The 26,567-nt window shown below is 41.1% G+C and carries 31 protein-coding genes and 1 pseudogene; 21 read left to right on the forward strand and 11 right to left on the reverse strand.

Going from position 1 to position 26,567, the window contains the following annotated elements:
• Positions 1-8 precede the first annotated feature (8 nt).
• Positions 9-1,166 carry an FxLYD domain-containing protein gene (locus tag ACZ5OK_RS07425; protein WP_343840683.1) on the reverse strand — a complete coding sequence of 386 codons (1,158 nt, stop codon included), beginning with the start codon at positions 1,164-1,166 and terminating at the stop codon, positions 9-11.
• A gap of 419 nt (positions 1,167-1,585) precedes the next feature.
• On the opposite strand from ACZ5OK_RS07425, the gene ACZ5OK_RS07430 reads away from it, so the two are divergent.
• The 3 genes from ACZ5OK_RS07430 (at position 1,586) to ACZ5OK_RS07440 (ending at position 2,279) form a co-directional block, all read left to right on the forward strand.
• A complete protein-coding gene (locus ACZ5OK_RS07430) occupies positions 1,586-1,804 on the forward strand; it encodes a DUF1659 domain-containing protein (RefSeq protein ID WP_343840685.1) in 219 nt (72 codons plus the stop codon).
• A gap of 35 nt (positions 1,805-1,839) precedes the next feature.
• Positions 1,840-2,055, forward strand: coding sequence for a DUF2922 domain-containing protein (locus tag ACZ5OK_RS07435; RefSeq protein ID WP_343840687.1), 216 nt, complete (start codon positions 1,840-1,842; stop codon positions 2,053-2,055).
• Between the two features lie 86 nt (positions 2,056-2,141).
• Positions 2,142-2,279: a YvrJ family protein gene (locus ACZ5OK_RS07440; RefSeq protein ID WP_370521800.1), complete on the forward strand. Its 138-nt coding sequence runs from the start codon at positions 2,142-2,144 to the stop codon at positions 2,277-2,279.
• 211 nt (positions 2,280-2,490) lie between these two features.
• Here ACZ5OK_RS07440 and lepB read toward each other — a convergent pair whose 3' ends face one another.
• Positions 2,491-3,006, reverse strand: a complete 516-nt coding sequence (gene lepB / locus ACZ5OK_RS07445; RefSeq protein ID WP_425542220.1) for a signal peptidase I — start codon at positions 3,004-3,006, stop codon at positions 2,491-2,493.
• A 342-nt stretch (positions 3,007-3,348) separates the two neighbouring features.
• On the opposite strand from lepB, the gene ACZ5OK_RS07450 reads away from it, so the two are divergent.
• Together ACZ5OK_RS07450 and ACZ5OK_RS07455 are read left to right on the forward strand one after the other, a co-directional pair.
• Complete coding sequence (locus ACZ5OK_RS07450; protein WP_044157143.1) at positions 3,349-3,549, forward strand: aspartyl-phosphate phosphatase Spo0E family protein; 201 nt, start codon at positions 3,349-3,351, stop codon at positions 3,547-3,549.
• Positions 3,550-3,623: 74 nt separating this feature from the next.
• Positions 3,624-3,797: an aspartyl-phosphate phosphatase Spo0E family protein gene (locus ACZ5OK_RS07455; RefSeq protein ID WP_343840692.1), complete on the forward strand. Its 174-nt coding sequence runs from the start codon at positions 3,624-3,626 to the stop codon at positions 3,795-3,797.
• A 176-nt stretch (positions 3,798-3,973) separates the two neighbouring features.
• Here the strand turns inward: ACZ5OK_RS07455 and ACZ5OK_RS07460 are convergent, their stop codons facing one another.
• Complete coding sequence (locus tag ACZ5OK_RS07460) at positions 3,974-5,119, reverse strand: aminotransferase A (protein WP_343840694.1); 1,146 nt, start codon at positions 5,117-5,119, stop codon at positions 3,974-3,976.
• Between the two features lie 111 nt (positions 5,120-5,230).
• Between ACZ5OK_RS07460 and ACZ5OK_RS07465 the strand changes: the two genes are divergently transcribed.
• Positions 5,231-5,383 carry an FbpB family small basic protein gene (locus tag ACZ5OK_RS07465; RefSeq protein ID WP_343840696.1) on the forward strand — a complete coding sequence of 51 codons (153 nt, stop codon included), beginning with the start codon at positions 5,231-5,233 and terminating at the stop codon, positions 5,381-5,383.
• Between the two features lie 74 nt (positions 5,384-5,457).
• Here ACZ5OK_RS07465 and ACZ5OK_RS07470 read toward each other — a convergent pair whose 3' ends face one another.
• Positions 5,458-6,378 carry a DMT family transporter gene (locus ACZ5OK_RS07470; protein WP_343840698.1) on the reverse strand — a complete coding sequence of 307 codons (921 nt, stop codon included), beginning with the start codon at positions 6,376-6,378 and terminating at the stop codon, positions 5,458-5,460.
• Positions 6,379-6,614: 236 nt separating this feature from the next.
• Here ACZ5OK_RS07470 and ACZ5OK_RS07475 point away from each other — a divergent pair, with 236 nt between their 5' ends.
• From ACZ5OK_RS07475 to ACZ5OK_RS07495, 5 genes are all read left to right on the forward strand, one after another.
• The gene (locus tag ACZ5OK_RS07475) at positions 6,615-7,010 is read left to right on the forward strand and encodes a hypothetical protein (protein ID WP_343840700.1); all 396 of its coding nucleotides are present in this window, start codon (positions 6,615-6,617) and stop codon (positions 7,008-7,010) included.
• A gap of 197 nt (positions 7,011-7,207) precedes the next feature.
• The gene (locus ACZ5OK_RS07480; RefSeq protein WP_343840703.1) at positions 7,208-7,729 is read left to right on the forward strand and encodes a sigma-70 family RNA polymerase sigma factor; all 522 of its coding nucleotides are present in this window, start codon (positions 7,208-7,210) and stop codon (positions 7,727-7,729) included.
• On the forward strand, positions 7,722-9,068 hold the full coding sequence (locus tag ACZ5OK_RS07485) for a DUF4179 domain-containing protein (RefSeq protein WP_464758649.1): 1,347 nt from the start codon (positions 7,722-7,724) through the stop codon (positions 9,066-9,068). Before ACZ5OK_RS07480 ends, ACZ5OK_RS07485 begins: the two co-directional genes overlap by 8 nt.
• A 153-nt stretch (positions 9,069-9,221) precedes the next feature.
• Positions 9,222-9,401, forward strand: a complete 180-nt coding sequence (locus tag ACZ5OK_RS07490; protein ID WP_343841500.1) for a PLDc N-terminal domain-containing protein — start codon at positions 9,222-9,224, stop codon at positions 9,399-9,401.
• 104 nt (positions 9,402-9,505) lie between these two features.
• Complete coding sequence (locus ACZ5OK_RS07495; RefSeq protein ID WP_343840707.1) at positions 9,506-9,820, forward strand: YbjQ family protein; 315 nt, start codon at positions 9,506-9,508, stop codon at positions 9,818-9,820.
• Positions 9,821-9,860: 40 nt separating this feature from the next.
• Here the strand turns inward: ACZ5OK_RS07495 and ACZ5OK_RS07500 are convergent, their stop codons facing one another.
• From ACZ5OK_RS07500 to trhA, 4 genes are all read right to left on the reverse strand, one after another.
• Complete coding sequence (locus ACZ5OK_RS07500) at positions 9,861-10,340, reverse strand: YkyB family protein (protein WP_343840709.1); 480 nt, start codon at positions 10,338-10,340, stop codon at positions 9,861-9,863.
• 87 nt (positions 10,341-10,427) lie between these two features.
• Entirely contained in the window at positions 10,428-11,057 is a 630-nt protein-coding gene (locus ACZ5OK_RS07505) for an SCO family protein (RefSeq protein WP_343840712.1), read from the reverse strand.
• Between the two features lie 115 nt (positions 11,058-11,172).
• A complete protein-coding gene (locus ACZ5OK_RS07510; RefSeq protein ID WP_343840715.1) occupies positions 11,173-12,054 on the reverse strand; it encodes a metallophosphoesterase in 882 nt (293 codons plus the stop codon).
• 191 nt (positions 12,055-12,245) lie between these two features.
• Entirely contained in the window at positions 12,246-12,878 is a 633-nt protein-coding gene (gene trhA / locus ACZ5OK_RS07515; RefSeq protein WP_343840718.1) for a PAQR family membrane homeostasis protein TrhA, read from the reverse strand.
• Between the two features lie 797 nt (positions 12,879-13,675).
• On the opposite strand from trhA, the gene cbpB reads away from it, so the two are divergent.
• The 4 genes from cbpB to ACZ5OK_RS07535 all read left to right on the forward strand — a co-directional run bounded on the left by cbpB (position 13,676) and on the right by ACZ5OK_RS07535 (position 17,026).
• Positions 13,676-14,140 carry a cyclic-di-AMP-binding protein CbpB gene (gene cbpB / locus ACZ5OK_RS07520; protein WP_343840724.1) on the forward strand — a complete coding sequence of 155 codons (465 nt, stop codon included), beginning with the start codon at positions 13,676-13,678 and terminating at the stop codon, positions 14,138-14,140.
• Between the two features lie 584 nt (positions 14,141-14,724).
• Positions 14,725-15,444 (forward strand): 2,3,4,5-tetrahydropyridine-2,6-dicarboxylate N-acetyltransferase, encoded by a 720-nt coding sequence (gene dapD, locus ACZ5OK_RS07525; protein ID WP_343840726.1) that lies wholly within the window; start codon positions 14,725-14,727, stop codon positions 15,442-15,444.
• 60 nt (positions 15,445-15,504) lie between these two features.
• Complete coding sequence (locus ACZ5OK_RS07530) at positions 15,505-16,623, forward strand: N-acetyldiaminopimelate deacetylase (protein ID WP_343840728.1); 1,119 nt, start codon at positions 15,505-15,507, stop codon at positions 16,621-16,623.
• 151 nt (positions 16,624-16,774) lie between these two features.
• On the forward strand, positions 16,775-17,026 hold the full coding sequence (locus ACZ5OK_RS07535; protein ID WP_343840731.1) for a YkuS family protein: 252 nt from the start codon (positions 16,775-16,777) through the stop codon (positions 17,024-17,026).
• Positions 17,027-17,127: 101 nt separating this feature from the next.
• Here ACZ5OK_RS07535 and map read toward each other — a convergent pair whose 3' ends face one another.
• Positions 17,128-17,877, reverse strand: a complete 750-nt coding sequence (map, locus tag ACZ5OK_RS07540; protein ID WP_343840734.1) for a type I methionyl aminopeptidase — start codon at positions 17,875-17,877, stop codon at positions 17,128-17,130.
• Positions 17,878-17,947: 70 nt separating this feature from the next.
• Positions 17,948-18,739: a mechanosensitive ion channel family protein gene (locus ACZ5OK_RS07545; protein ID WP_343841503.1), complete on the reverse strand. Its 792-nt coding sequence runs from the start codon at positions 18,737-18,739 to the stop codon at positions 17,948-17,950.
• Positions 18,740-19,032: 293 nt separating this feature from the next.
• Between ACZ5OK_RS07545 and ACZ5OK_RS07550 the strand changes: the two genes are divergently transcribed.
• The 3 genes from ACZ5OK_RS07550 to ACZ5OK_RS07560 all read left to right on the forward strand — a co-directional run bounded on the left by ACZ5OK_RS07550 (position 19,033) and on the right by ACZ5OK_RS07560 (position 20,866).
• Positions 19,033-19,581 (forward strand): peroxiredoxin, encoded by a 549-nt coding sequence (locus ACZ5OK_RS07550; RefSeq protein ID WP_343840738.1) that lies wholly within the window; start codon positions 19,033-19,035, stop codon positions 19,579-19,581.
• Positions 19,582-19,669: 88 nt separating this feature from the next.
• Positions 19,670-20,113, forward strand: coding sequence for a TlpA family protein disulfide reductase (locus ACZ5OK_RS07555; protein ID WP_343840741.1), 444 nt, complete (start codon positions 19,670-19,672; stop codon positions 20,111-20,113).
• Positions 20,114-20,239: 126 nt separating this feature from the next.
• Entirely contained in the window at positions 20,240-20,866 is a 627-nt protein-coding gene (locus tag ACZ5OK_RS07560) for a spore coat protein (protein ID WP_425542221.1), read from the forward strand.
• A 79-nt stretch (positions 20,867-20,945) separates the two neighbouring features.
• Here the strand turns inward: ACZ5OK_RS07560 and ACZ5OK_RS07565 are convergent.
• Positions 20,946-21,169 (reverse strand): annotated as a pseudogene (locus ACZ5OK_RS07565) (aminoglycoside phosphotransferase family protein); the annotation flags it as partial.
• Between the two features lie 124 nt (positions 21,170-21,293).
• On the opposite strand from ACZ5OK_RS07565, the gene ACZ5OK_RS07570 reads away from it, so the two are divergent.
• From ACZ5OK_RS07570 to ACZ5OK_RS07580, 3 genes are all read left to right on the forward strand, one after another.
• Positions 21,294-22,544 carry an esterase/lipase family protein gene (locus tag ACZ5OK_RS07570; protein WP_343840746.1) on the forward strand — a complete coding sequence of 417 codons (1,251 nt, stop codon included), beginning with the start codon at positions 21,294-21,296 and terminating at the stop codon, positions 22,542-22,544.
• Positions 22,545-22,698: 154 nt separating this feature from the next.
• Positions 22,699-24,453, forward strand: a complete 1,755-nt coding sequence (locus ACZ5OK_RS07575; protein WP_343840748.1) for an ABC transporter ATP-binding protein — start codon at positions 22,699-22,701, stop codon at positions 24,451-24,453.
• Between the two features lie 11 nt (positions 24,454-24,464).
• Positions 24,465-26,291 carry an ABC transporter ATP-binding protein gene (locus tag ACZ5OK_RS07580; protein ID WP_343840751.1) on the forward strand — a complete coding sequence of 609 codons (1,827 nt, stop codon included), beginning with the start codon at positions 24,465-24,467 and terminating at the stop codon, positions 26,289-26,291.
• Positions 26,292-26,567: the final 276 nt, after the last annotated feature.

Consider the following 26,567-nt stretch of genomic DNA (forward strand, 5'->3'; position numbering starts at 1 on the left):
ACTCCTCATTACGGTGAGTCAAGAAACCATTTGACTTGGTCTACTTCCGCTTTTAGTTCTTTATCCATTTCATAATGGGTAAATTCAAAATTTCCCTCTTCTTCAGGGTAGAGGGTATCAGGGTAAATATATACTTCATTGGTTTCAACGATTTCACCATTTTTGTCCAGCAGATTATAGGAAACAGAAACAGAGTAAATCGGGACCGTGGCGACGCTTTTTAAAGTACCTGAGACGATTAAATCGCCAAAGTCATCCTTCTTAGCTTCAATGGAAACCATCTCAATGGCATCATTTTTATTGAGCTTATACTCCTGCTCAGCTGCATTTATGGCCTGTTCAATCCGTTTCTGCTGCTCGGTTTCAAAGGCAACCTTTTCTTTTTCAATGGTCGTCTTCAGGCTTTGCAGCTTTTCACTTTCCGGAGCGTATCTCAGTCCATCCTCTATAATCGCCATCGCATCTGTAAAATGATTGGATTTTAAGCTTTCATTGGCTTTGGAATACGTATAATTCACCAGTCTTGTACGAATTTTCTTCGTTATGTTTCTTGCTTTATCGGTTTGTATACCTTCTGCCTCCCAAAGAAGCAATTTTAACTCTTCTACGGAAGGCTCCTGACTTAATCTTTCTGTTACCTCAGCAGTCTTGATTTCATTTCGTGTCTTAACGAGCTGATCCAGTAATTTATCCACTACTTCGCCATTATAGTTCTGCAGGTCTTCTTCCGCCTGTTTTGTAATTTTAATGGCCTGCTGAAAGGCATTTTCATCTTGTAGATTCTTTGCTGAGTTCAATTGCTGCTGAATAGACATCGCGATATCCATAAACTGGGCATTTTGTACAGCTGCAGGAAACTCAGACTTATATTGCTGTGCTTCTTTATACAGTTTTTTTGCCTGCTGAAAATTTCCATCCACTGCAACTTTGTCCGCCTGTTTATAGGTTTCCAGGGCTTGATTTTCCTGAGATGATAGAAAAAAATAATAGCCTATAAATACGAGGATCGCAAGGAATAGTGCGCCAATGGGTAAAAACCACCATTTATTAAAACCTTGATTTTTCGGCATTCTCTCAGCTAAATCGGTAGGCATTTCTTTTCCACAGTTAATACAATACTCTTCTCCCTGTTTTACCTCTGTTCCGCAAAACGGGCAATGGGCCATCGAAATCACCTGCTTAAGCTTCTATTAATAATGTAAGTCAAATAAATTTTAACATAGAATTTAAAAATTGAGGCTTAAAAGTACGTTTTTTTTGTTAAAATAAAAATGGTAGAATTGACATATATACCTTGTATTTTCCAGTACATTTGTGTGAAAAGACTAATTATCTTTTGGAAAATTGTACTTACAGGAGGTGTGCTTGATTATGCTTGAAACCATTTTGGGTATTGTAGGTGTGGGGATTATTCTTCTTTATATTGGCTTTTGTATTTTTGATAACGCATAAGCTTCATAAAAAGAATGGTTGTTCCTGAAACCCTGTCACATTTTGATGTGACAGGGTTTTTTATGTCCGGGGAAATTATAGAACACTTTTCTCTGTCTTCTTTCGATTATAAAAGTGAAAGGAGGTGGGGGAGATGGCTGTTTCACAAATGATTCGTTCACAGTTACAGCTTGTATTTGAATCAGGTCCTGACAGCGATGGGGAGATTACCTATAAGAACAAAAACTTTAACAATGTAAAAACCGAAGCAACCGCCGATCAGTTAATGGCTGTGACAAACGCGCTGGTGCCTCTGCAGGAGCGTACGTTGTATTCTGTTGAGCGAAATGATTCATCCGTATTGGTTATCTAAAAAATGAAAGCAGTGGATAGAAGGAGGTGGAAAACATGGCAAAGAAGCTGGAGCTGAAGTTTACAAATGCTGATGGCAAGACGGTGACCTATTCTTTAGATCAGCCGGTGGAACCTGTTGATACAGCCCTCATTAATCAGGCAATGGACGAAATTATTACTCAGAATGCTTTTACTTCTTCAGGTGGGGATCTAATCGAGAAGAAAAGTGCCCGAATCGTCGAACGCAATGTACAGGAAATTGAATTGTAAGAATGAAAAGGAGCGAGAAGTCGCTCCTTTTTCTGGTAGATGAAAGGATAGAACCATGGAGATTTGAATGAGGGGGTGAATGGATCATGTTGGAAAGCTGGGCCAATTGGATACCGGAAATCGGTTTTCCTGTTGTGGTTACGTTTTATTTACTGCACCGCATTGAAGGAAAACTTGATATTCTGATTGAATCCATTACGGCTTTACCCGAAAAAATGAGATAAAGCAAACCCCATTGTGAAGAACCACCTCGGTCCACACAATGGGGTTTGCTTATGCTCTCGGGTCTAAGTGGTCATAAGCAGAATACCCTCCATGGCCAAAGTACGGCCACTCCGGAGATTCTGCTTATGCCGTCGGGCCTAAGCGGTCGCCTCCGCTTTTCTATGTCCAGCTGCGGCTCCCAGGCCTAAGCGGTCGCCTCCGCTTTTCTATCTACCTCGTTAGGGAGAATTCGTCGAAGGGGTAGATGATGAGTTCGCTTCGGCCGATGATTTCATCTTCTTTTATAAGTCCTAATCCGTTTCGGCTGTCCTTGCTGATTGACCGGTTGTCTCCCATCACGAAATATTCGCCTTCAGGTACGGTGATAGGTCCAAAATCGGAGGTGGACTTAATAGCTTCATCGTCCAGATAGCTCTGAGTCTGCTTTTGGCTATTAATATATAAGGAATGATTTTTCACCTCAACGACATCATTGGGTAGTCCAATAACACGTTTTACATAATTCTTTGACGGTCTCTGAATGATAACAATATCTCCGCGGTCTGGTTCGCTTAAGTAATAAATAGCCTTATTAAATACAACTCTTTCTCCGTTTTCTAAAGTAGGATGCATGCTTGCTCCTTCTACAACAGATGTAGCAAATATAAAGGATCGAATAATGAACGCAAGAATAATTGCGATAATAATAGCTTTGGTCCATTCCCAAATCTCTTTTGCCAAAATAATTCTTCCCTTCTTAATTAGTCATATATATAACTATTACCATGTTATCACAAGTATTAACAAAAGATGATGGTTTTATATCATATTATAATATTGTTTAAAAAACATTTAAAATGTTAAATCCCTTCTATCAATATTCCTGGATTATTCTCGGGATGTTCTTTGTAAACCCCCCGATAATTGTCGGATATTCTACGTATAAGATGTCGAAAAGCCGGTGAAATAAGGGTCTGTTCCTGTTTTTTCTGAAAACTTTGTCTAATATTGCGATATGGTTTACTTTCTCTATTACTTTTGCCATAATCATAAACGTTGTTTAATATAAAAATAGAAAGGGAATTGGATATGGGAAAGTCTACACAAAAGAACGAATTATTATATGAAGAAATTTTAGAAAAGAGAGAAAAAATGCATGAGGTTGCTGATGATCATGGCATCTCAAGTATTAAAACACTGACGGTCAGTCAGGAGCTGGACCATTTACTCAATCAGTATATAAAAAGTAAATTGCGAGAAAAGCAGGAATTGAAATTGTCAAAAAGTTAAACCATTCCCTGAAATTTTCGGGTTCTATTATGGTATAATAGAACAGAAGCAGTTAATTTTGGGGGGCTCCAGAAGTGGCGTCTACTGAAGATGCAGTAAAACTGAGAAAAGAGATAGAGACAGTTCGTTTTAAAATGGTCGAAGTTGCTACGTGGTATGGTTTTACAAGTAAGGAATCCGTTGAGATTAGTCAGGAGCTTGATACCTTGTTAAATTTATACCAAGCGATCGAGCAAACTCGAAACTAATTCCTTACAAGACTCCTCATGCTTCCTTCAAACTTCATTTTAAAAAAATCAGCGGTTTGGGGCCGCTGATTTTTTTATCACGGATAAACGGCCAGTAAATTCCTGATAAGTTCAACTAACCATCAGTGAGGGATGGAGAAAACCCCCACTGATGGAAGTTTCACTTTATGGTTATTTTAAAGATATTTCCTCAATCTCTTCATTCCTTCTTTGAGGGTTTCCATATCATAGGCATAGGAAATTCTCATATAGCCTTGGCCCAATGGAGAAAAGGCATCACCTGGAACAAGAGCCAGTCCCGCTTTTTTGACTAAATCAAGTCCCAAATCAAATGAGGAACTGTCCCCCACAGGGAATTTAGGGAATAAGTAAAAGGCGCCATCCGGCATAACGGTCTCCAGCCCCATATCTACCAGCTCCTGATAGACAAAATCCCGTCTTCTTTTATATTCCTCCCGCATGAACGTCGCATCTGATTTTCCTTCCGTCAAAGCCTCCAGTGCTGCATATTGACTAATACTTGAAGGACAGGAAACATTATACTGGTGAACCTTAAGAAGATGTTTGGCAATGTTTTCTGATGCCAGTACGTAACCAATTCTCCAGCCGGTCATCGAGTGGGATTTTGACAGTCCCTGAATAATAATGGTCTGTTCACGAACAGCAGGGAAGCTCCCAATGGATACGTGAGGCTTTTCATAGGTTAATTCAGCATAGATTTCATCTGCCAGAAGAAAAATAGATTTTCCCTGGATCAGTTCAGCAATCTCCTGTAATTCCTCCTTTGTTAAGGTTACCCCTGTAGGATTGGAGGGATAAGGAAGGACAATGCATTTAGTCCGGTCCGTTATGTATGACTCCAGAACGTCAGCCGTAGCTTTAAAATCATGATTTCTTGTATCTGCAAAAACAGGCGTTGCTCCAGCTAAACGAATGAGAGGTTCGTACCCGGGATAAACCGGTCCAGGGAGAATGACTTCATCACCAGGAGACAAAATAGTCCGGAACGTAATATCAATGGCCTGAGATGCACCCACAGTTGCAATAATTTCATGTTTTGGATCATACTGCAGCCCATATTTCTCACTGACAAAGGAAGAAATCGCCTCTCTAAGAGGAAGCATCCCTGCATTGTGTGTATAGGTTGTACGATTTTGGTCAATCGCTGTTTTTCCTGCCTCTTTCACATGGTCCGGTGTGTAAAAGTCGGGCTGTCCTATGGTTAAAGAAACAATATCCGACTCTCCGGAAACGAGGTTGAAAAACTTTCGTATCCCGGATATTTCAATGTTTTTTACGTTAGTATTAATGAATGATTCCATGTTATCCCTCCAAAGTTGTTACAAAATGTTCAAAATCTTTCAATGTATTCAGAAAATTCTTTGTTAAAATAGAATTGTAAGAAAATTTAAGGCATTGAAAGGGGTTATCGTATGAGACCGAGATTACCAGGATTTCAGGATTTAGTAAATGAATATAAAGAAGAATTAATGCGTGACGAGAAAATCATGAAAGAAATTGATATAAAAATAGAGAAAAAGCATAGTGATTCAGAAAAAGAAACGACAAAGCCATCATTTAACTAAAACCATTCACACCAAACCTATCATACCATTCCTGATTTTAATTGAAAAAAATATACCAGGGAAGAAGGGGGTTATTACCGCGTAACCCCTTTTTTTCCTGCTGTGCCCGCAATGCTGTTCTGATTTCTGTCCGGCCATTTTTCCAATAGAATCACAGCCCCTATAATACACGCCATACCAGCTGCTTGAAAGACCGAAAAAGCTTCACTGAACAATGTGATTCCAATGACGGTCGCAACAACAGGCTCAATCGTGGAAAATATAGCGGCTTTGGATGCTTCCACTTCTTTCAGCCCGATCGTATAAATGATATAAGCAACGGCCGTTGGGAGCAATCCCAGTCCAATCGCATAGAACAAGGCAGCTGGCTGTGTGAAGATGTATATTTTATCATAGGGAAAAAACGGTAAACAGCCGGCGGTGGCAACGATAAATGTATATAAGGTAATCGTTTTGCTGTGATAGGTTTCCAAGGCATATTTGCTGAAAATACTGTAAAGAGCATAGCCTAATCCGGAGCCAAGACCAAATACAAGAGCCAGCCATTGAAAATTCTGCCCCAGTGAAGGAAGGATTTCAACAATCAGAAGAATCCCCATCATGGACAATAACAGGGCTATAAATTTTTTCTTCGTAAAGGCTTCCTTAAATAAAATTCTCGACAATATAGCAACGATAATAGGTGCTGTATATAATAGAGCTGTTGCAATAGGTAAAGTAGATAAATTCATCGTGGTAAAAAGACAGAAATTAAAAAACACAATACTGAAAATTCCGGTTCCAATAAAATATTTTCCATCCTTAATGGTTTTAAGCTTAAACATCTTCTTTTCCGTCAGTCCGAAATACAGGATTAACAGAATAGCCGTGCTCGTTACCCGAAGAGTCACAACTTCAAAAGGTGTAAAGCCAAATTCATATAAATGGTTGACGTACCAGCCAATCGTTCCCCATAGGGCCGCCCCTGTAATAATAAGAATAAGTGCACGCTTCATGGAATGCTGCCTCCTTCATTACGGCTATTATACGCAAATCACAGAAAAACATAAAGATTATAAAGTGAAACTTCCATCATTGGGGGGGTTCTCCATCACCCACCTAGTCTTGTTGGGTTACCCTCAAGACTTAAAGTGGGGGTATTACGGCCAGTACATGCGTGATGAAAATTCCCGGTTCCTATGTATATCCTTCGTAAAATTATGCAAGAATGCTAATGCCAGGAGGGATATATATGAATCCACTATTCGAATGGGCGGTGAATCCTGCAAAGCTTGCTCCGTTAGGGTTCACAGATGCTCATATTCATTTTGGAGCAGGTTTTCTCGCCATCATAGCTTTCTATTTTTTCTTTCGCCCGATTATACGCTGGTTAATCGATCTCGATTGGAAAAAAGCACTGACCTTCCTAACGGTTAGTGGAATCTACCTGTTTATCACAACCTGGATTGAGCTGTATCAGGGATTAACAGGGACAGGAAATATGGAATGGAGAGATTTAGCCAATTCCACGTTAGCTATGATCTCGTTTGGAATATTCCTGTTTATCAGTCATCTGATTTCTTCTATAATAAACTATATGAAAACACGGAAAAAGAAAACCGTTCCACAGCAAAATGCCAGAGTTTGAAGAGCATGCACTTATCATGCTCTTTTTTTGTGGTATTTCACATCATAACATTTCACACAGAGTTTAAGTACGTCTTCAAGTGTTTCATCACGTCTGAGTTCATAAAAATAAAATCTTTTAGAATACATCATTTTTATAAAACTATTTTCCCATCAAAATGGTCATATATAGTGAAGTGTTAAAAGGGGAGATTTTTCATGGGAGAACAACAGCTGGTAAAAAGGGCCAGAAAAGGGGACGATGAAGCTTTTTATGAACTGCTTCAAACGGTAAAGTCATCACTTTATCGAACGGCATACCGGTATTTTGGGAATGAACATGATGCCCTTGATGCTGTCCAGGAGGTTACTTGTAAAGCTTATTTAAAGCTACATAACCTGCGAAAACCAGGACATTTTAAGCCCTGGATATTAAGGATTATGATGAACTATTGTCATGATGAATGGAGGAGACGAAAGCGAACACTTCCGGTAGAAGAGATTTTCTCAGTTACATCTTATGATGAAGATACAGATAGGTATTTAATACTAAGAGATTTACTGCTTGATCTTGATCCAAAAATGCAGGAGATTATCCAGTTAAAATATTTTGAGGATTGGACATTAAGTCAAATCGCGGAGTGGAAAAGAGTCCCTGAAGGCACCATTAAAACCAGGCTGAATCGCGCTTTGAAACAGCTGCGATTCGAGTGGGAGAAAGGAGAGGAAAGGCATGTCTGATAAGGATAAGTGGTTGAAAGAGTGCAAAGAGTCTGATATGCAGATTCCAATATCTCCAAAAATTGATGATCATATTAAAGCCGGGATCCAGCAGGCACGGCTGAAGCAAACCAGGAAAAGGAGGATCTCGCAAATATTCAGCGCTTCTGCTGCAACCGTGATGGCGGCTTCGATTTTATTCATTGCAGGTCTTTCTGTTTTCCAGGATCAGGACCATTCAAATCAACAGGGTGATTCACTGCGAAATTCGGATCAAGAAATGAAGGATCAGCCTTCTCCACAGGACCATGAAGCGGAATTTACGAATTGGACAGAACCCAATGAGAACTATACAGGATTTGCAAGGCAAATAGAGCAGAAGGAGACACATGATGATATAACATTTACTGTAAAAGAGGTAGTGGCAGATTCAAACCAGCTTGTCATTAACTATTCTATCCATATAGATGGACCACCTGTAAAAGAACTCACAATAAGTAACCTGAATCTTGCAGGAGAGAATGGGGAATCACCAATAGGCAAGGTGGCTGAAAGGAAAAAGAGTATCGCAATTAACAATGAGAGCAATAGCCGGTCAGGAGAAATGAAAATCGAATTAGCCGGTTTATCGGCCGAGCAATTACAGTCCTCTGGAGATACATGGACACTTGAATTACAATTTAGCCGAGCTGAACAACCATTTACTTATAAACTGCCCATCAATTCAAACTGGTTTAATAGTAAGCATTATGAACTGAATAAAGTAGTAGACGTAAACGGACAAAAACTAGTGATTCATGATGTTATCCTTCACCCAACAGTTTCCAAAGTAATCTTATCAAGACATCCGGATAATGATGAGCAAATTTTAGGTATTCATCGATTAGCTCTTCGAAATGGGGAGATCAATCAGTGGTCATCACTGGAACCTGTATTTTTCACTTTGGATAGTGGTAAAAGAATGATTACCCTGCAGAATAATTACAGGCAGGTACCTGATGATTTATTATTAAGTTTTTCCAAGGTACTTGCTGTCGATGAAGGAAAAGAGGAGATTGTATTAAATCTGAAAAATGAAAAATTGGAAGGGGCACCGGATTGGATGTCTGTAGAACAAGTTGAAAAGAAGAATGACGACTACCACGTTACATTCCAAGTAAGACGTGAATTGAAAACTCCTCAATTCCTTCAACCAGTCTACAAAACGCCGGATGGAGAAAAAGGCTCAGTATCACCCTTTAGCAGGAGAACAAATCAAACACAATCGAACACAGTGACCCTTATATCTTCTGTTTTTTACAATGTTCCAGAAACGAATAAGCTTCGTTTTCACACTCAGAATCATCGACAAGGAATATAATGAGGAAATTACAATTCCTTTAACAAGCCAGAACTAATGACAAATCCTTACACATAAAACATGTGTAGGGATTTTCATTTTCCTGAAACCTTTGGAAAGCCTATGTCGTATAGAGAAATGGAGGTGAAACACTTGGAAGTCATATCTCTAATCATGGTCTTTTTATTTTTCGGTTTTATTCTTTTAGTATTAAATGTCATCACAAGTATATGGGCTTATCGTGATTCAGTACGTAAAGGAAACAGCAAGGAATATGCCATTGTCGTTCTCATTGGTACCTTGTTTTTTCCTATCATAGGACTCATTGTTTATTTAATCATACGGAATGATTAGCTTCACAATACTAAGGTAGTAGCTGTTACATCGTTTACTAATCATAAATCTATGCACTAGATATTATGTATAAATGAAATCTGTAAAGAAAGGATTGATTTTTGATGATTGTAACAACAACAAGTACATTGCAAAATAAAGAAATTGTGGAGTATATCGATGTGGTATATGGCGAGGCGATTATGGGTGCCAATGTTGTACGGGATTTTCTTGCGGGGATTTCCGATATTGTGGGCGGACGAAGCGGAACCTATGAAGGCAAACTGTCAGAAGGCCGGGAAATCGCTGTGCGTGAGATGAAGGAGAAGGCCTCCAATTTAGGAGCAAACGCAGTGATCGGTGTCGATTTGGACTTTGAAACACTGCGGGACGGAATGATGATGGTAGTAGCCTCGGGTACAGCTGTAAAAATAAACTAAACAGAAAGCCAGCCATCACACAAGTGATGGCTGGCGTTTTTTAACGGTCAAAATAGCTTCTGGAGGCCGGATTCCGCCTTCCTCTGCCAAGCAGGGAAGTGGTAGCCGCTTGCTGGTAGGCTGAATAACGATTTCCGCGGTTTTGGGGCTTCCACCCTAAATAGGAATACAACGTTTGCTTTGCTTTTCTCAGATTCAACTGAGGTTTAGGGTTCCGATAGGATTCATCAAGAGCTCCAAGATGTTTGTACTGCTTAAAATCATCCCGCTTAGGTGGTACATGAAAATAATAGTCGTCAACCTGAATTAATAGTGTGGAATGCTGTTGACTATACTTGGGGTGATTGGAATAGTGGAGGCCTATTTTTTTGGCCTTTTTTTGTTCAAATAGCTTTTGAATGGTTTTTTGCTTTAATGTATAAAGCTGCCGTGGGTCTGGTGCTGCTTTTGCATGTCGATTGACGACAGCAAGTGCTTCGGCAATTTGTCTTGTTGAAATAGGCTGTTCGTCCTGTTTCATTTAGATATCTCCTTTTAATCTATCTCTTATTAACTAGAGTTTAACACAATTTTCAGGAAAAAGGGGGAAAAATCAGTAAGACTTCTCTTACTGATTCATATATTTTTTCAAATCACTCATAAGATTTTTAATTCCTTTTGGTTGTAGGCCATTGTACTTGTTAATGACGTGTCCATTCGGGGCAATTAAATAGAATGACGTGCCGTGTGCAACCTGCCCGTCCATTTTTGTAACCAGGGTTTTAAAAGAATCGGCAGCAAAGGTTTCAATTTCCTTCTGAGAATATCCGGTCAGAAAGTCCCAGGTGGAGAAATCCGCATTGAAATTCTTCCCGTATTTTTTCAGAATTTCGGGTGTATCAACATTCGGATCGACACTAAAAGAAATCAGGCGTGTATTTAAGCCTTCATCCTTCAGCATATTTTGTAAACGTACCATATTAGGTGTCATGGTAAGGCATACATCCGGGCATTGTGTGTAGATAAAATCAGCAACCCAAAATTCACCCTTCAGATCCTTTAATGTTACTTCCTTACCGTCCTGATTTACCGCTGTAAAATCCTGTACTTCAATATCCAGCGTACCTTCATAGCTTTGTTCTGACTGATTACCATCTCCGGATCCATCCTTTTGTCCGGACTGATTTCCTTCGCCACAGGCCGATAAAATCAGAACCGCGGAACTTAGCAGGATGAATAAAAAAACGTTCCATTTCATATTTCTTCCTCCATTGGTTATATTCAGCTTCATTGTAACAAGAAGTATCGTCTTGTTAATATCCCATTGTGACAAAATCCTAACAATATATCACGAACTGTAACCCCTGTTGATTTTAAACATTTTCGAGCTTTTCTAAATAATAGATGTTGATTTCCGGGCGGCACAGAAAACGGAATGGGAGGCGTGTTGTACCGATTCCGCGACTGACAAACAATTGAAGCTGCTGATCGCCCAGTGTGAATTTTCCCTCTACATACTTATTGGCATAGGGCGGGGTGATCAAATGTCCAAAAAAGGGGATCTGAATTTGTCCGCCATGACTGTGAGCGGAGAGCTGAACGTCCACGGGGTACCGCAACGTTTGATCAGCAAAATCAGGCTCATGACACATTAACAAAGTAAACTTATCAGGGTCTGTACCTTCCAAGGTTTGGTGCAGATCCGGCTGTCCCAGCATAACATCATCGAGTCCTGCTAACTGAATCCTGGCATCCTTTAATGGAATATCTGCTGACTGATTCTGCAATAATTGGAAGCCTCCAGAATCCATCACCATCTGAATTTTTTCTGTCCCGTATCCACCGTGATCATGATTCCCATATACCCAGTACTTCCCATAGGGGGCCTTGATATCCTTAAGAATCGGAATACACGCTTCAAGCTGAGCCGATGAATAGCTGTTCGGATCATCCGCTAAATCGCCGGTAAACAATACTAAATCAGGGGTTTGATCATTTATCTTTTTTACAAGATCCCGCAACTTAGTTAAGTCATAGTGGAAGCCCAGGTGAGTATCACTGAATTGCAGAATTTTAAACTGGTTAAAGGAGCTGGGCACCCTGGGAGATTGAATGGTTTCCTCCTTGATGGTTAACATGGAGGGCTCTATATATTTGGAGTAATAATAGGTTCCGCCGCTAAGGCCTAATGTACCTAATAGTCCATATGTAAACCGTTTTAAAAAAGAACGTCTTGATATTTTCTGGTTTCTCATCGTATTCTCCCTTAAATAAAATGAATCATTTGTATTATAGCATGTTCGTTTATGGTATTGACAGCTAAAAATAAGTGCTTTAAAAGAAGGAGTTTTCATTTTTTCAACGAATGGTTTCAGTAGATGAAAGGGAAGGCACAAAAAAGCCGGCTAATGTAGCCGACTGTCAGAGGAATCATTTTAGTCATGATTTATGCGACAATATAATAAAATATGGAGAAGAAGTGAAATCCGCTGCCAAATAAAACAAAAATGTGCCAGATTGCATGATGGTAGGGGAACCCTCTCCACAGGTAAAAGATCGTCCCAATGGAATAGCACAATCCACCAGTGATCAAAAGCACAATTCCATTATAGGCCATTTTGGATGTTAGCGGTTCCCACGCAACGACGACAAACCATCCGAGCAGGATATAAAGAACAGTAGTCAGGATGGTATATTTGCGGATGAAAATCATTTTAAAGATTATCCCGAACAATGCAATTCCCCAAACGGAACAAAACAAAATCCAGCCAATCTTTCCTTTTAATAATAGCAAAGTAATAGGTGTATAGCTCCCGGCAATAAACAAAAAGATGGAGCTGTGATCCAGCTTGAGGAAAAGCTCCTTTAATCTGCCTGAGGGCACTAAATGGACAAACGTTGACGAGGTATACATGAAAAACATAGACAAGCCATATACGGACACAGAAAAGATGCGCCAGAAGCTGCCTGATTCCGCAGCATAAAGAATCAGATAGGAAAGGGCAAATAAACTAAGTATGGCACCAATGGCATGGGTGATTCCATTTACCAGCTCTTCTTTTTTGGTGTAAGTATACATGTGATCACCATTTCCGATGAATTTTAGAGTTTTTACACAGGAACGAGCTGCAATCCCGCCTCCATGCTTCTGTAAAAACGAAAGGTGAAAGGTAGGGTACAGCTCGTAAAAAAACCTGATAAGTTTCGTTCGCAATGAATAGCGACGCGGGCCAAAATTAAGGAAGTCTCAAATTTGTATGTATGCTTTAGGGTTCACGATTTCTTATGATTTACACCTGTTATCATTTGCCATAGCTATTAATTCATACGTCATCATAGAATTTGCTTATATTCAGTTTACGTATAAGCCCAAAAAGTGTGTCTCGTTTTAAAAAGAGAACAATGAGCCGAACCACATTTTTACCTTTCACATATTATATTAAAAAGATTGAAGTGGGTGATTTTATGTACTTTTACTGTTTAGAATGCTGTTCTATGACGGAAGATGAGCATTTTTGTCCTGAATGCGGAAGTATGACCATCCAGCCCATCGAAATCAACGTACATGACCAATATCGTAAATATGACGACCACAATGAAGACTAGTGTTTTATAGCGGACAGTACATCTTTCTAATATTACTGGGTTTTTCCAGTAAACCGGATACGTGTACCTTGAGATTGAGGGATAAATGGCCCAATAAAAAGGTACACGTTATAAGTAGGATTTTGTGAGCAAATATGTTAAACTATAATTGGTTTGTTTTGGTATTCGCTGCAAACCGGGATCAGAACAATCCCGCCTCATTTTATCCCTGCAAAGCCCCCACTGACGGAAGTTTCACTTTATCTCCTGTGCGTAAAGGAGTGACGGAAAATGTTAAGCATACAAAGCACAGAAATTCAGCAAACAAAAGTAAAAGATTTAATGATTCACGCAGAAAAGGTAGCAAATGTACAAAGTCAGAACCCTTTGGAACACGCGTTATTGGTTCTTGTGAAAACGGGATATTCAGCCGTACCAGTATTAGATTCCGATTTTCATTTTGAAGGCGTTATCAGTAAGACGATGATTATTGAAAGCATTCTTGGCATTGAACGGATTGAGGTTGAGAAGCTGTCGAATTTACGGGTCAAATCCGTAATGGAGAAAGAATTTCCTACCTTAAACAAAGAAGACGGATTTATGCAGGGGTTAAAAGTTGTGGTTGACCATCCATTTGTGTGTGTCGTGGATGAGGATGGTTATTTTGATGGCATACTCACGAGAAGAGCCATACTGAAGAGACTCAATCAGTACTTACATGAAAACTTTTACCAGAATGAACAGTCTCAGGGATAACCCTTTACTAATCATAATAATACAAACAGTAGTGAGCATCGACTTTATGTCGGTGCTTTTCCTATGTTTAAAATATTTCTCGGGGGTATTAGGAGCCAAATTATGGTAAAAAAAGAGAGAAGGCACTCGATCATAAATGTATGCTTATATCTTCAAGTCTTTTTTGAATCTTGAGGCAGGGGTCTTACTGCCCGATAAGACGGGAAAAAGAAAGAAAAGGATGGTTAAGGCCATGTACCTTACCATTGTTTCACACACCTTTAGGGGTTTTAATGTCATTTTATTACGCATTAACTGGCCGTAATACCCCCACAGCCCCCACTGATGGAAGTTTTACTTTATGTTTCTAATTAAAAATACCACAAATGGCCTTAATTGAATATAAGTAAATGTTCCGATTAGAAATACAAAACACATACATACCTGTACATTTTTTGTAAAGTGGTTTATTGAGCTAATAGACCTGTTGGAATTGATCAAATCGCTTTAGAACCATCGGGAAAACTTGACACACACTTTCCCTTGCCAGTGTTCGGGTGTTTTGGTAAAGTTAGAGGAAAATGGAATAGAAGAGGTGAATAGGGATGAAGATGATGGATGCAAATGAAATTATTCAATTTATATCCGATAGTGAAAAATCCACTCCTGTTAAGGTTTATGTGAAGGGTGGAGGACTGAATAATCTTGAATTTGGTGAGAACATTCAGGCTTTTGTTGAGGATACAACCGGTGTTTTATTCGGTGAGTGGAAGGATATCAAAGCCTTTTTAGATGTACATAAGGATGAAATCGCGGATTATAAAATTGAAAATGACCGCCGTAATTCAGCGATTCCGTTGCTGGATCTTAAAAATGTCAATGCACGGATTGAGCCGGGTGCGATTATCCGCGACCAGGTTGAGATTGGTGATGGGGCAGTCATTATGATGGGGGCAAGCATTAACATCGGCTCGGTTGTTGGTGAAGGAACCATGATTGATATGAATGTTGTCCTTGGTGGACGAGCTACCGTAGGAAAGAACTGTCATATCGGTGCAGGCTCCGTGCTGGCAGGTGTGATTGAGCCACCTTCTGCCCAGCCTGTTGTGATTGAAGATGAGGTTGTTCTTGGCGCAAATGTTGTTGTCCTTGAAGGAGTTACAGTTGGTAAGGGGGCTGTTGTTGCAGCAGGTGCCATTGTAACAGAGGATGTACCGCCAAACACCGTTGTCGCTGGTACGCCGGCAAAAGTGATTAAAGAAATTGATGAACAGACGAAAGGAAAAACGGAAATTAAGCAGGAGCTTCGAAAATTAGATCAGTAAAAAGGAGAGTAGCAGGAGGGTAAATCTTCCTGCTATTCCTTTTGAAAAGAGGGGTTTTTTATGAACTTTAATGAGATGATTCGAATACGACGCGAGCTGCATCAAATTCCTGAGCTTGGGTTTAAGGAAGTAAAAACCCAAAAGTATTTGCTGGACTATATTCACTCCCTGCCTGACGACCATATTGAAGTGGAAACATGGCGAACAGGAATATTTGTCAGAGTCGAGGGGACAGTTGGAGAAAAAACCATTGGGTACCGGACGGATATAGATGGTCTCCCGATTACGGAGGAAACAGGATTTGAGTTTCAATCCAGGCATGAAGGTCAAATGCATGCATGCGGTCATGACTTTCATATGACGATTGCACTCGGAATTTTAACCGAATTAGTCGAGCATCGCCCGGAACATCACGTGTTAATGATATTTCAGCCTGCAGAAGAAGGGCCGGGTGGAGCAGCACCAATGCTGGAGTCAGAACCGATGAAGAAATGGTGGCCGGATACAATCTTTGCCTTACATATTGCCTCGGAATTACCGGCGGGAACAGTTTCCACCAAAGAAGGACTGCTTTTTGCCAACACAAGTGAATTGTTTATTGATTTAAAAGGAAAAGGCGGGCATGCTGCTTATCCTCATCAGACAAAGGATATGGTCGTTGGCGCAAGTGCACTCGTCACCGATTTACAGCAAATTGTAGCTCGTATGATTGATCCACTGGATGCTGCTGTTCTTTCCATTGGGAAAATTACCGGGGGAACCGTGCAAAATATTATTGCAGAGGAAGCCAGGCTGGAAGGAACGATTCGCACCCTTAATGCCAGCACGATGGATTTTATCAAGTCCAGAATTGAGAAAATGACAGAGGCGATCGAACTGCGTTTTGATTGTAAAGCAACCATTGACTACGGTTCAAATTATTATCAGGTGTGGAATCAGAAAACATACACGGACCAATTCGAAACGGAAATGAATCGTATTCATGTTCCCTTCCAAAAGGCGAATGAGGCCATGACAGGAGAAGATTTTGGCTACATGTTAAAGGAAATTCCAGGTTTTATGTACTGGCTTGGGGTAGATTCTCCTAATGGTTTACATCACGCTAAATTGAATCCGAAAGAGGAAGCGATCCAAACAGGGGTAAAGGCTGGCGTACAAATGCTTCATCATCTGAAGTAATGATTTGTATACTTTTCCATCACCTGGATAAACTATGAGGGATGATTAACATACGTGGATTTCGCCAAGTGTTGAATCCCGGATTAAAAACGGGGTAAATCCACGATGCAACACCATTCATAATAATGATTAATCAACTAGGAGGAATAACATGAGTCGTGTTGGCGTAGAAGAGTCCCTTACAGATGTGAAAAGTGCATTGCAGGAAAAAGGATATGATGTGGTTGATCTGCACAGCATGAATGATGCTCAGAATTGTGATTGCTGTGTAGTAACCGGCCAGGATCAGAATGTGATGGGAATGACTTCAGATGTTCCGGACGCATCCGTTATCCAGGCGAAAGGAATGACTGCCCAGGATGTGTTACAGGAAGTAGAGGAAAGATTGGATCGTACATCCTGATTACTTAGTGACGTCGTCGGAATTTTAGAATTCAAAATAAAAGAGGCTGGGACATAGTCGATTTACCTTTAGCGATAACACTTTTGTCCCAGCCTCTTTTGTTATTTCTGTTCCGTCAGAATTTTTGGTCCTTCTTTCGTAATGGCGATGGTATGTTCATATTGCGCGGATAACTTTCCATCGATGGTTCTTGCAGTCCAGCCATTATCATCCATCATAGACTGCCAGGCACCAACGTTTACCATAGGTTCAATGGTAATGACCATGCCTTCCTTCAAACGAGGACCTTTACCAGGAAGTCCGTAGTGCAGGATTGACGGCTCCTCATGCATGGATTCACCGATTCCATGTCCAGTGAATTCACGGACAACAGAGAAATTTTCGCCTTCTACATAGGATTGAATGGCATGCCCAATATCTCCAACCCGATTACCTGGAACAGCCTGCTCAATTCCTTTATAGAGACTGGTTTTGGTTACATCCAGCAGGCGCTGCTTCTCCTCATCAACCTCTCCAACAGCATAGGACCAGGCTGAATCGGCCAGTGCACCATTTAATTTGACGACCATATCAATGGTTACGATATCCCCATCTTTTAATGGCTCATTCCGGGGAAATCCATGACAAATCTCATCGTTTACAGATGCACAGGTTGCATAGGGATATCCCTGATAGCCCTTTTGCTCTGCTGTAGCTCCATGCTTAGCTAAATACTTTTCAACAAACTGGTCTATTTCCTGGGTCGTAACTCCAGGTTTTATCATTTTGGCAATTTCTTTGTGGGTAGATGCCAGCAGTTCTCCTGCTTCGTGCATTAACGTGATTTCACGTTCACTTTTTCGACTGATCATAAGGTGATTCTCTCCTGACTTTTTTTGTTTCTTCTATCCCATTATACACAAATAAAGGAAAAGTTTGAACTTATCCCTGTTCTGATTTTGAAATGTACACCTGGTGTGGGTAAGGAATTTCAATACCGGCGTTTTCAAGGCCCTGCTTAATTTCTTTTCTTAAGTCCCGTTCGACTGCCCATTGTTCCATGTTTTCTGTCTGGGCAATAATTCTAATCACCACATCAGAGGAGCCGAAGCTTTGGACTCCAACAACATCCGGGCCTTCCTTAACCCGATCATCCTTGTCTGCGAACTGATCACATACATTTTGCAGTACTCGTAAGGCTTCGTCAATATTTTCATTATAGGAAATCCCAATATCCACTAAAGCCTGCATATTGCCGCGGGAATGATTACTGACATTAGAGATGTTTCGGTTCGGGATATAGTGAAGGGTCCCATCAAATCCGCGCATTTGCGTCGTTCTTAAGCCAACCTCTTCCACAATTCCGGATAGACCGCTCATCGTTACATAATCGTCCACTTCAATTTGCTTTTCCAGCAGAATAAAAAAGCCGGTCACCACATCACTGACAAGCCCTTGTGCTCCAAAGCCGACAGCCAGTCCGATCACGCCGGCTCCAGCAAGCATAGGAGTAACCGGGATATTAAAAATTCCGAGAATAGTAATCACCAGAATAAAGATAAGGACGTAGCCGTAAATATTTTTCAGCAGCTTTTCCAGCGTTTTTGCCCTGGCCTCACTTAACCGCTGCTTTTTACTGGTTTTGGTCATGACAGATGATATAAGACGCTTTCCGAGTGGGGAAAGGATAGCATATGCAATAAATACCAGTAAAATTTTAAAAGCGGTCGTCATGATATTCTGTAAAACAGGATGAAGCTGAAAATCGAAAAATTCCACTTTTATCTCTCCTATTCTTGATTCGTTGATCGCAGGGGAATGATCAGAAAATTTCGATTTCTGTCTCTTATTGAAGATTCCTTATTATGTATACCACAAATCTGTTCGGTTAAACAATGAATGAGAAAAGACTGTCGAATAAGCGGAATATTTTGGGTATTCTGGTTTAATTTGCAGGAAAGTGGCGATAATAAATTACTGGGTGTAAGAAAGATTATTTTCACTTACTTGATTTGGAGGGATTACATATGGCAGAACGTATGATAGGAAAACAGGCCCCACGATTTGAAATGGATGCGGTACTTCCAAACAGAGAATTCGGCAAGGTTTCACTGGAGGAAAATATGAAGCATGAGAAGTGGACGGTCTTATTTTTTTACCCGATGGATTTCACCTTTGTGTGTCCGACTGAAATCACCGCTTTATCTGACCGTTATGAGGAGTTTGAGGATCTGGATGCTGAGGTTATCGGGGCTTCAACGGACACGATTCATACCCATTTAGCCTGGATCAAAACGTCCAGAGAGGATAATGGACTTGGAGATGTAAAATATCCGCTCGCGGCAGATACCAATCATGTAGTGTCCCGGGAATATGGGGTAATAATTGAAGAAGAAGGGGTAGCGCTAAGAGGGTTATTTATTATTAACCCTGAAGGTGAACTCATGTATCAGACCGTCAATCATAATAATATCGGGCGGAGTGTAGATGAAACGTTAAGAGTCCTGCAGGCCCTTCAGACAGGAGGACTTTGCCCCGTTAACTGGAAGCCCGGACAGGAAACATTGGAAGTGTAACACATCATAATACAATCACATTTAATAAAGAAAAAAGGTCTAACATTTCGTTAGGCCTTTTTAAATGAAAAGAAGGGGAGGAGAATTGATGAGATTAAGACAGGAAATGCCTGATTTGTCAGGAGCAACTGCCACAATAAATGGACGTAGGACGAAAGAGGAACTGATAGGGGAAGAGCCTGTACTTATCCATTTTTGGTCCACAAGCTGCGGAACCTGCAAAAAAGTCATGCCAAAGATCCACCAAATCCGTGATCATTACGCGGACTATCTGAATGTCGTATCCGTTCACATGCCAAGGAGTGAGTCAGATAAGGATATTGACCATGTAAAGGCAACAGCAAATGAATACCATATCACTGAGCCCATATTTGTCGATAATGATTTAACTTTAACCAATGCTTTTAAGATTAAGCAGGTACCTGCGTATTTTGTTTTTGATAAGGAAGGAAAGCTTCGTCATACACAGACAGGAGGAAATGGTCTGAGGATGCTGACAAAACGAATTCAGCGGGTTTTAAGCCAAAGGTAAGAATTCGTAAGGGAACATTCTTCACCAGTAACGGAACTTTTTTCATTGGTTGTGCCAGGCCATCTGAATCCATACTAAAGGTGTATCCATCCTTTAAAGGAGTGATTCAGATTGGCCAACCAGCAGATGAACAATCCATCCATGAATCCAGTTCCGACACCTGGTGGAAATGTTACATTTAACCATGGTGGTCATGAAGTTCTTGATCTTCATGAGGTTCTATCCGGGCTTATTGGGCAAATGGAGCAGTATATGCTTTATAAAGAGCATATTCAGGATCAGGAGCTCATGACGATTTGCCAAAATCAATCTGCGTTTATGAACTCACAGTACAACATTATGGTAGAGGCCTTTTCTACAGGGAAGGACCCATCCATGCCAACATCGAGCTATAAAATGAATCAGAGCAATGATGTCACTTATGGTTTAACCCCATCCCAGCCATCCAAACCAAAACAATCGGTTAGTGAATTGGATGACAAATGTATATCCAGCTTTATGATGGGGCTTGCAAAGGCAAATGCCACGGCCATGACTACGGCGTCATTAGAAGCAACAAATCCTGTCGTGCGTCGGGTTTTAGCAGACAGCATACCAAACTTTATTGAAATGGCCTATGAGCTGTTCCTTTATCAGAATAAAAATGGCTACTATCAGGTTCCGCAGTTAGCCCAACAGGATATGCAGCAGATTTTGAATTCATTTGCTAAATCTCCAATGCCAGGGCAACCGGGACAAAATAATCTTCAATAAATGCACAGTAAAGGCTTAGAGGTTGTTTCCTCTAAGCCTTTACTGTGCATTTATACGCGATCCTTTAATCAAAATAAGATTAGAAAAACTCATATAATCCCTGTTCAAAATATTGAAATTCCTCTTTCGAAATCTTGTAACGTTTATAGCCCTCGTAAAAAGTATTTAAGTACTCTTCATTCCCCATAATTCCTCTTATTGCTAAGGATTCATCTTACCTAGGGTCTCCAATTGTCATCCCTCTACATCGATAAATAATCCAACTTCTCCGTTTGATACGAGTACATTGTCAGTTGTACAATCTCTTTCACTATTTATATCTGCGTCTTTTTTCCTGTTCCATAAATAAGAAAAGGGTTTCATATGGCGAATGATTAATGTATATAATAATCAGAAAATCAGAAAATTATGAAATAGGAGAGTGAATATGATAGCATTAAGCAGAGTTATGTTAATTTTAAGTCTCGTTTTAGCCTTGTTATCTGTACCTTTTACAAGTCTTGCTGAGGAAAATCAAAAGAAAAACTCGGGGAATAGCTATCCCATTGTAATGGTTCATGGTCTGATGGGCTGGGGAGAAGGTGAAATGGGTGGCTTTCATTACTGGGGTGGACTGCAGGATATTCAAGCTAACCTGAATGAACAAGGTTTTCAGACTTATGTAGCTACTGTAGGGCCTGTATCCAGCAACTGGGATCGTGCCGTTGAGCTATATCATTACATAAATGGGGGCACTGTTGATTATGGAGCCCGGCACGCCAAAGAACATGGTCATGATCAATACGGAAAAACCTTCCCGGGGATTTATACAGAATGGAATCAAAAAAATAAAATTCATCTCGTTGGTCACAGCATGGGCGGACAGACGATTCGAACGCTTGTGGACTTGCTGAAGGATGGATCCGAGGCAGAACGAAGCTACGCGAAAGAGCAGGGGATGGAGTTATCGCCATTGTTTAAGGATGGAAAGAGCCAGGTTCAGAGCGTGACGTCACTGGCCACCCCTCATAATGGTTCAACCTTTGCTGATGAAGAGCTTGTGGTTCCTTTAATTAAGAAAATGGTTATGCATGCAGCAGCTATGGGTGGATTGTCACAGGACAGCCTGGTTTATGATTTTAAGCTCGAGCATTGGGGATTGGAAAGAGAAGAGGGAGAGTCCTTCCTGTCCTATGCTGATCGCATTTACAATAGTTCTGTCTGGGAAAGGCGGGATATTAGTCTTTATGATTTGACGACTCCCGGGGCAAAGGAGCTGAATGAATGGGTCGGGACACATCCGGATGTCTATTACTTTTCCTTTATAGGCCAGGCCACTTATGAGGATTGGTTAACCGGACGTTCTCTGCCTTCCTTATCCATGAGTGCAATGCTGGTCCCTTCCAGCCTCTTTATGGGATCGTATACAAGGAATCATCCGGACCCTGCTATTGATGAAAGCTGGTGGCCGAACGATGGGCTGGTAAACGTGGTTTCAGGGAAGTATCCATTCAGCCAAAAGCATGAAGCGTACGATTATGGAGAAAAAGCGCAAAAAGGTGTGTGGAACCATTTTTCAGTGCAAAATGGCTGGGATCACCTCGATCACATTGGCATTAATGCAAAGGATGCTTTAGGAATCCATGACCTTGATGGCTTTTATCAAAAACTGGCCGCACATCTGCAAAGACTGCCTTAGCTTATACAATGCCTGTCTGAAATGATGACAGGCATATTTTTATGTTCAATTATAAAAATTAAAAAAATTTAAGCAAAAGGGTAGATATTTATTTCGGAACTCGATATATTTATATATACGCGATTTTAAAAATAGAGGAAAGGGAGGGACAACATTGGATACTTTTAAGAAGCTTAAACAATTTTTCTGGCCTTATAAACGGCTGTTATTTATCTCTTTATTTGCCTTACTGTTCGTAACAGGAATTACGGTCGTTTATCCAATCGTCCTTCAGATAACCATTGATGAAGTGGTACTGGGAGAAAGGTATCAGCTGATTCCTTACTTAGCTTTCGGATTTATTGGAATTATGGCTGTGAAAGGTCTGGCTACTTATATTCATCAGTACCTTGGTGAATTATTCGGAATAAAGTCAGTGTTTGATTTGCGGAATGCATTGTATAAAAAGCTGCAGAAATTATCCTTTAAATACTATGATAATGCGAAGACCGGTGACCTGATGTCACGCCTGACATCGGATGTGGAGAGCTTCAGGGCTTTCTTATCCTTTGGTTTTACATCTGTAGTCCGTATTACCTTATTGATTTTCATAAGTCTGGGGGTCATGTTCTATTATTCTGTTCCCCTTGCATTGGTAACCATGGCTTCCATGCCGTTTCTTGCCGTGGTAACCTGGCGATTTGATAAAAAAGTGCATCCGGCCTTTCGCGGGGTGCGGAAGTCACTGGGACGCTTAAATACGAGAGTACAGGAAAATGTCAGCGGAATTCATACGGTTAAATCCCTATCCAGAGAGGATTTTGAGATTGGCCGCTTTGCCGACTCCAATGAGAATTACCGGGACCATTATTTACATACAGCGAGTATCTGGGCAAAATTTTTCCCTTTAATGGAGCTGCTGGGAAACATTAGTGTAGTTGTGCTGCTTGGATTCGGCGGTCACTTAGTCATCCAGGGTGACCTGCAACCAGGTCAATTAGTGGCCTTTTTCAGTTTAGTATGGTATATCGTCTGGCCTTTAACAGACTTTGGTTTTGTTATTAACCAGTTCTCCCAGGCGAAAGCTTCCGGTGAACGTCTGCTGGAGATTCTGGAGCAAAAGGAAGATATACAGGAACGGCCGAATGCTGTAAAAGAACATTCCATACAGGGTCATGTAACATTTCATGATGTCACGCTAACATATGTAGAGGATGATGATGCCGCCTTGAAAGATGTTTCCTTCGATGCACCCCCAGGGAAGGTAATGGGACTGATTGGAGCAACAGGATCCGGAAAAACGAGCATCACACAGCTGATTACCCGTTTTTATGAACCGGAACAGGGACAGGTGCTGATTGACGGAAAACCTGTACAGGAATATGGATTAAAAACCCTGCGGAAGAGCATTGGCTTTGTGCTTCAGGAGGCTTTTCTATTTTCTACGACCATCCTGGAAAATATCCGCTACGGAAATCCGGATGCAACGATGGATGAGGTTATCGATGCAGCTAAGCGGGCTCAGGCTCATGATTTTATTATGGATATGCCTAAAGGCTATGAAACCTTACTCGGTGAAAGGGGAATGGGCCTATCCGGAGGGCAGAAGCAGCGTATTGCCATTGCCCGTGCAATTTTGATTAACCCGCGGATTCTCGTGTTGGATGATGCCACATCAGCGGTGGATATGGAAACAGAATTTAAAATCCAAAAAGCCCTTCGAGAGGTCATGAAAGGAAGAACGACCTTTATTATTGCTCACCGGATTTCAGCTCTTAAACATGCAGACGAAATTCTCGTTCTTGAGGATGGAAAGGTTGCAGAGCGAGGGCAGCATGAGGATCTCCTGAATAATGGAGGCCCTTATCAAAGAATTTATAACATTCAATATCAGGATCAGGATACCGTTTTGGAAAAGCATCCAGGATAGGGGGGGAGAATATGAGTCAAACAAGTTCAGCAACAGAAAGCAAGCATTTAAAACGTTTTTATTACACGATTGATACAGCCGTTGATAAGCCATTTAACTGGAAGCAGACGATACGCTTATTAAAATATATGAAGCCTTATGCCAAGACACTGCTGCCTGCAGCTGTTATTGCGATGTTAGTCTCAACAGCTGTGCGGTTAATTGTCCCGATTATTATTGGACGCTATACGATTGATAAGGCGTTAGCTAACCAGGATGTCAACCTGCTTATTCAATTTGTCATTCTCATCGGCTTCTTATATGTATTTAATTTTATTGCCAATACCTTGCGAATACGCTGGGTCAATAAACTCGGGCAGGGTGTCATCTATGACTTAAGAGATGGGTTGTTTTCCCATGTGCAGCGCCTGTCCCATCGGTTTTTTGATTCCAGGTCAGCCGGTTCTATTCTCGTCAGAATTTTAAATGATGTAAACTCTTTACAGGAGCTGTTTACGAATGGAATTATCAACCTTCTGACAGATGTGATCACATTGCTCGGAATTGTGGTGATTATGTTCGTGTTAAGTCCTAAACTGGCCTTAGCCGTAATGATTGTCATACCGATTATGTTCTTTATTTCAACAAAGCTGCGGAAAAACATCCGCCGTTCCTGGCAGCAGGTGCGAATCCAGCAGTCCCGGTTAAATTCTCATTTAAATGAGAGCATCCAGGGCATTCGAATCACTCAGTCCTTTTCACAGGAAGGGGAAAATACAGAATTCTTTAATGGTGTAAATACAGATAACTATGAAAGATGGAGAATTGCAACGAAGAAGAGTGCCATGTTCCGGCCACTTGTGGAAATGTGTAATGCAGTCGGAACCGCTATTCTTATCTCATATGGGGCTCATTTAATTTTAAATGATCCTTATGTTACAACGGGTATTTTTGTATCCTTTGCCTTTTATTTAGGTATGTTCTGGGATCCGATTTCCCGCCTCGGACAAAGCTATAATCAATTGCTTATGGCCATGTCCTCATCTGAACGTATTTTTGAGTTTCTTGATGAGAGACCAAATGTGAAGGAAAAACCAGACGCGATCGAGTTTAATGACATGAAAGGAAATGTTGAATTTGATCGGGTGCAATTTTCCTACGACAATGATCGTATCGCTCTTCATGAGATATCTCTCAAGATGAAGCAGGGACAGACAGTGGCCCTGGTCGGCCATACTGGCTCAGGAAAATCAACCATCGCCAACCTGATCAGCCGCTTTTACGATCCAACACAGGGGGCTGTAAGAATTGATGGAACAGACCTGCGTGATGTCACCCTTGACAGCTTGCGGCAAAATATCAGTGTAGTTCTGCAGGATACCTTTATTTTCTCAGGAAAGATTAAGGAAAACATCCGTTTCGGACGTCCGGATGCGACGGATAAAGAGGTCATTGAAGCTGCGAAGGTTGTAGGGGCACATGACTTCATTCAACGCCTGGCAGATGGCTATGAGACGGAAGTGGAAGAGAGAGGAAATATCCTGTCCGTAGGCGAAAGACAGCTGCTGTCCTTTGCCCGAGCTTTACTGGCGGATCCAAAGATTATTATTCTGGACGAAGCAACTGCAAGTATTGACACAGAAACAGAGCAGAAAATACAAAAAGCCCTTAAAAGGCTGCTTGACGGCCGCACATCGATTTTAATTGCGCACCGGTTATCAACTATTCGTGAGGCCGATCATATCATTGTTTTAGAAAATGGACACATCATTGAACAGGGCAACCACGATGAGCTCATGGATCACCAGGGAGAATACTATCACCTTGTCAAAGCCCAGTTCCAAATGCTAGGCGCTTAGGCAAGAAAAGCGAAGGCGACTGATCAGGAGCCGCAGCTGGACAAAGAAAAGCGAAGGCGAGCGTTTAGGCCCGACGGCATAAGCAGAATATCCGGAGTGGCCGCTTTTTGGCCATGTAGGGGATTCTGCTTATGACCGCTTGGGCCTGGGAGCCGCAGCTGGACAGAGAAAAGCGAAGGCGACTGATCAGGAGCCGTAGCTGGACAAAAAAAGCGGAGGTGACCGTTTATGACCGCTTAGGCTTACGAGTCACGGTTGAACAAACGGGCACTCCGC

This window comes from Salinibacillus aidingensis (assembly GCF_055393355.1).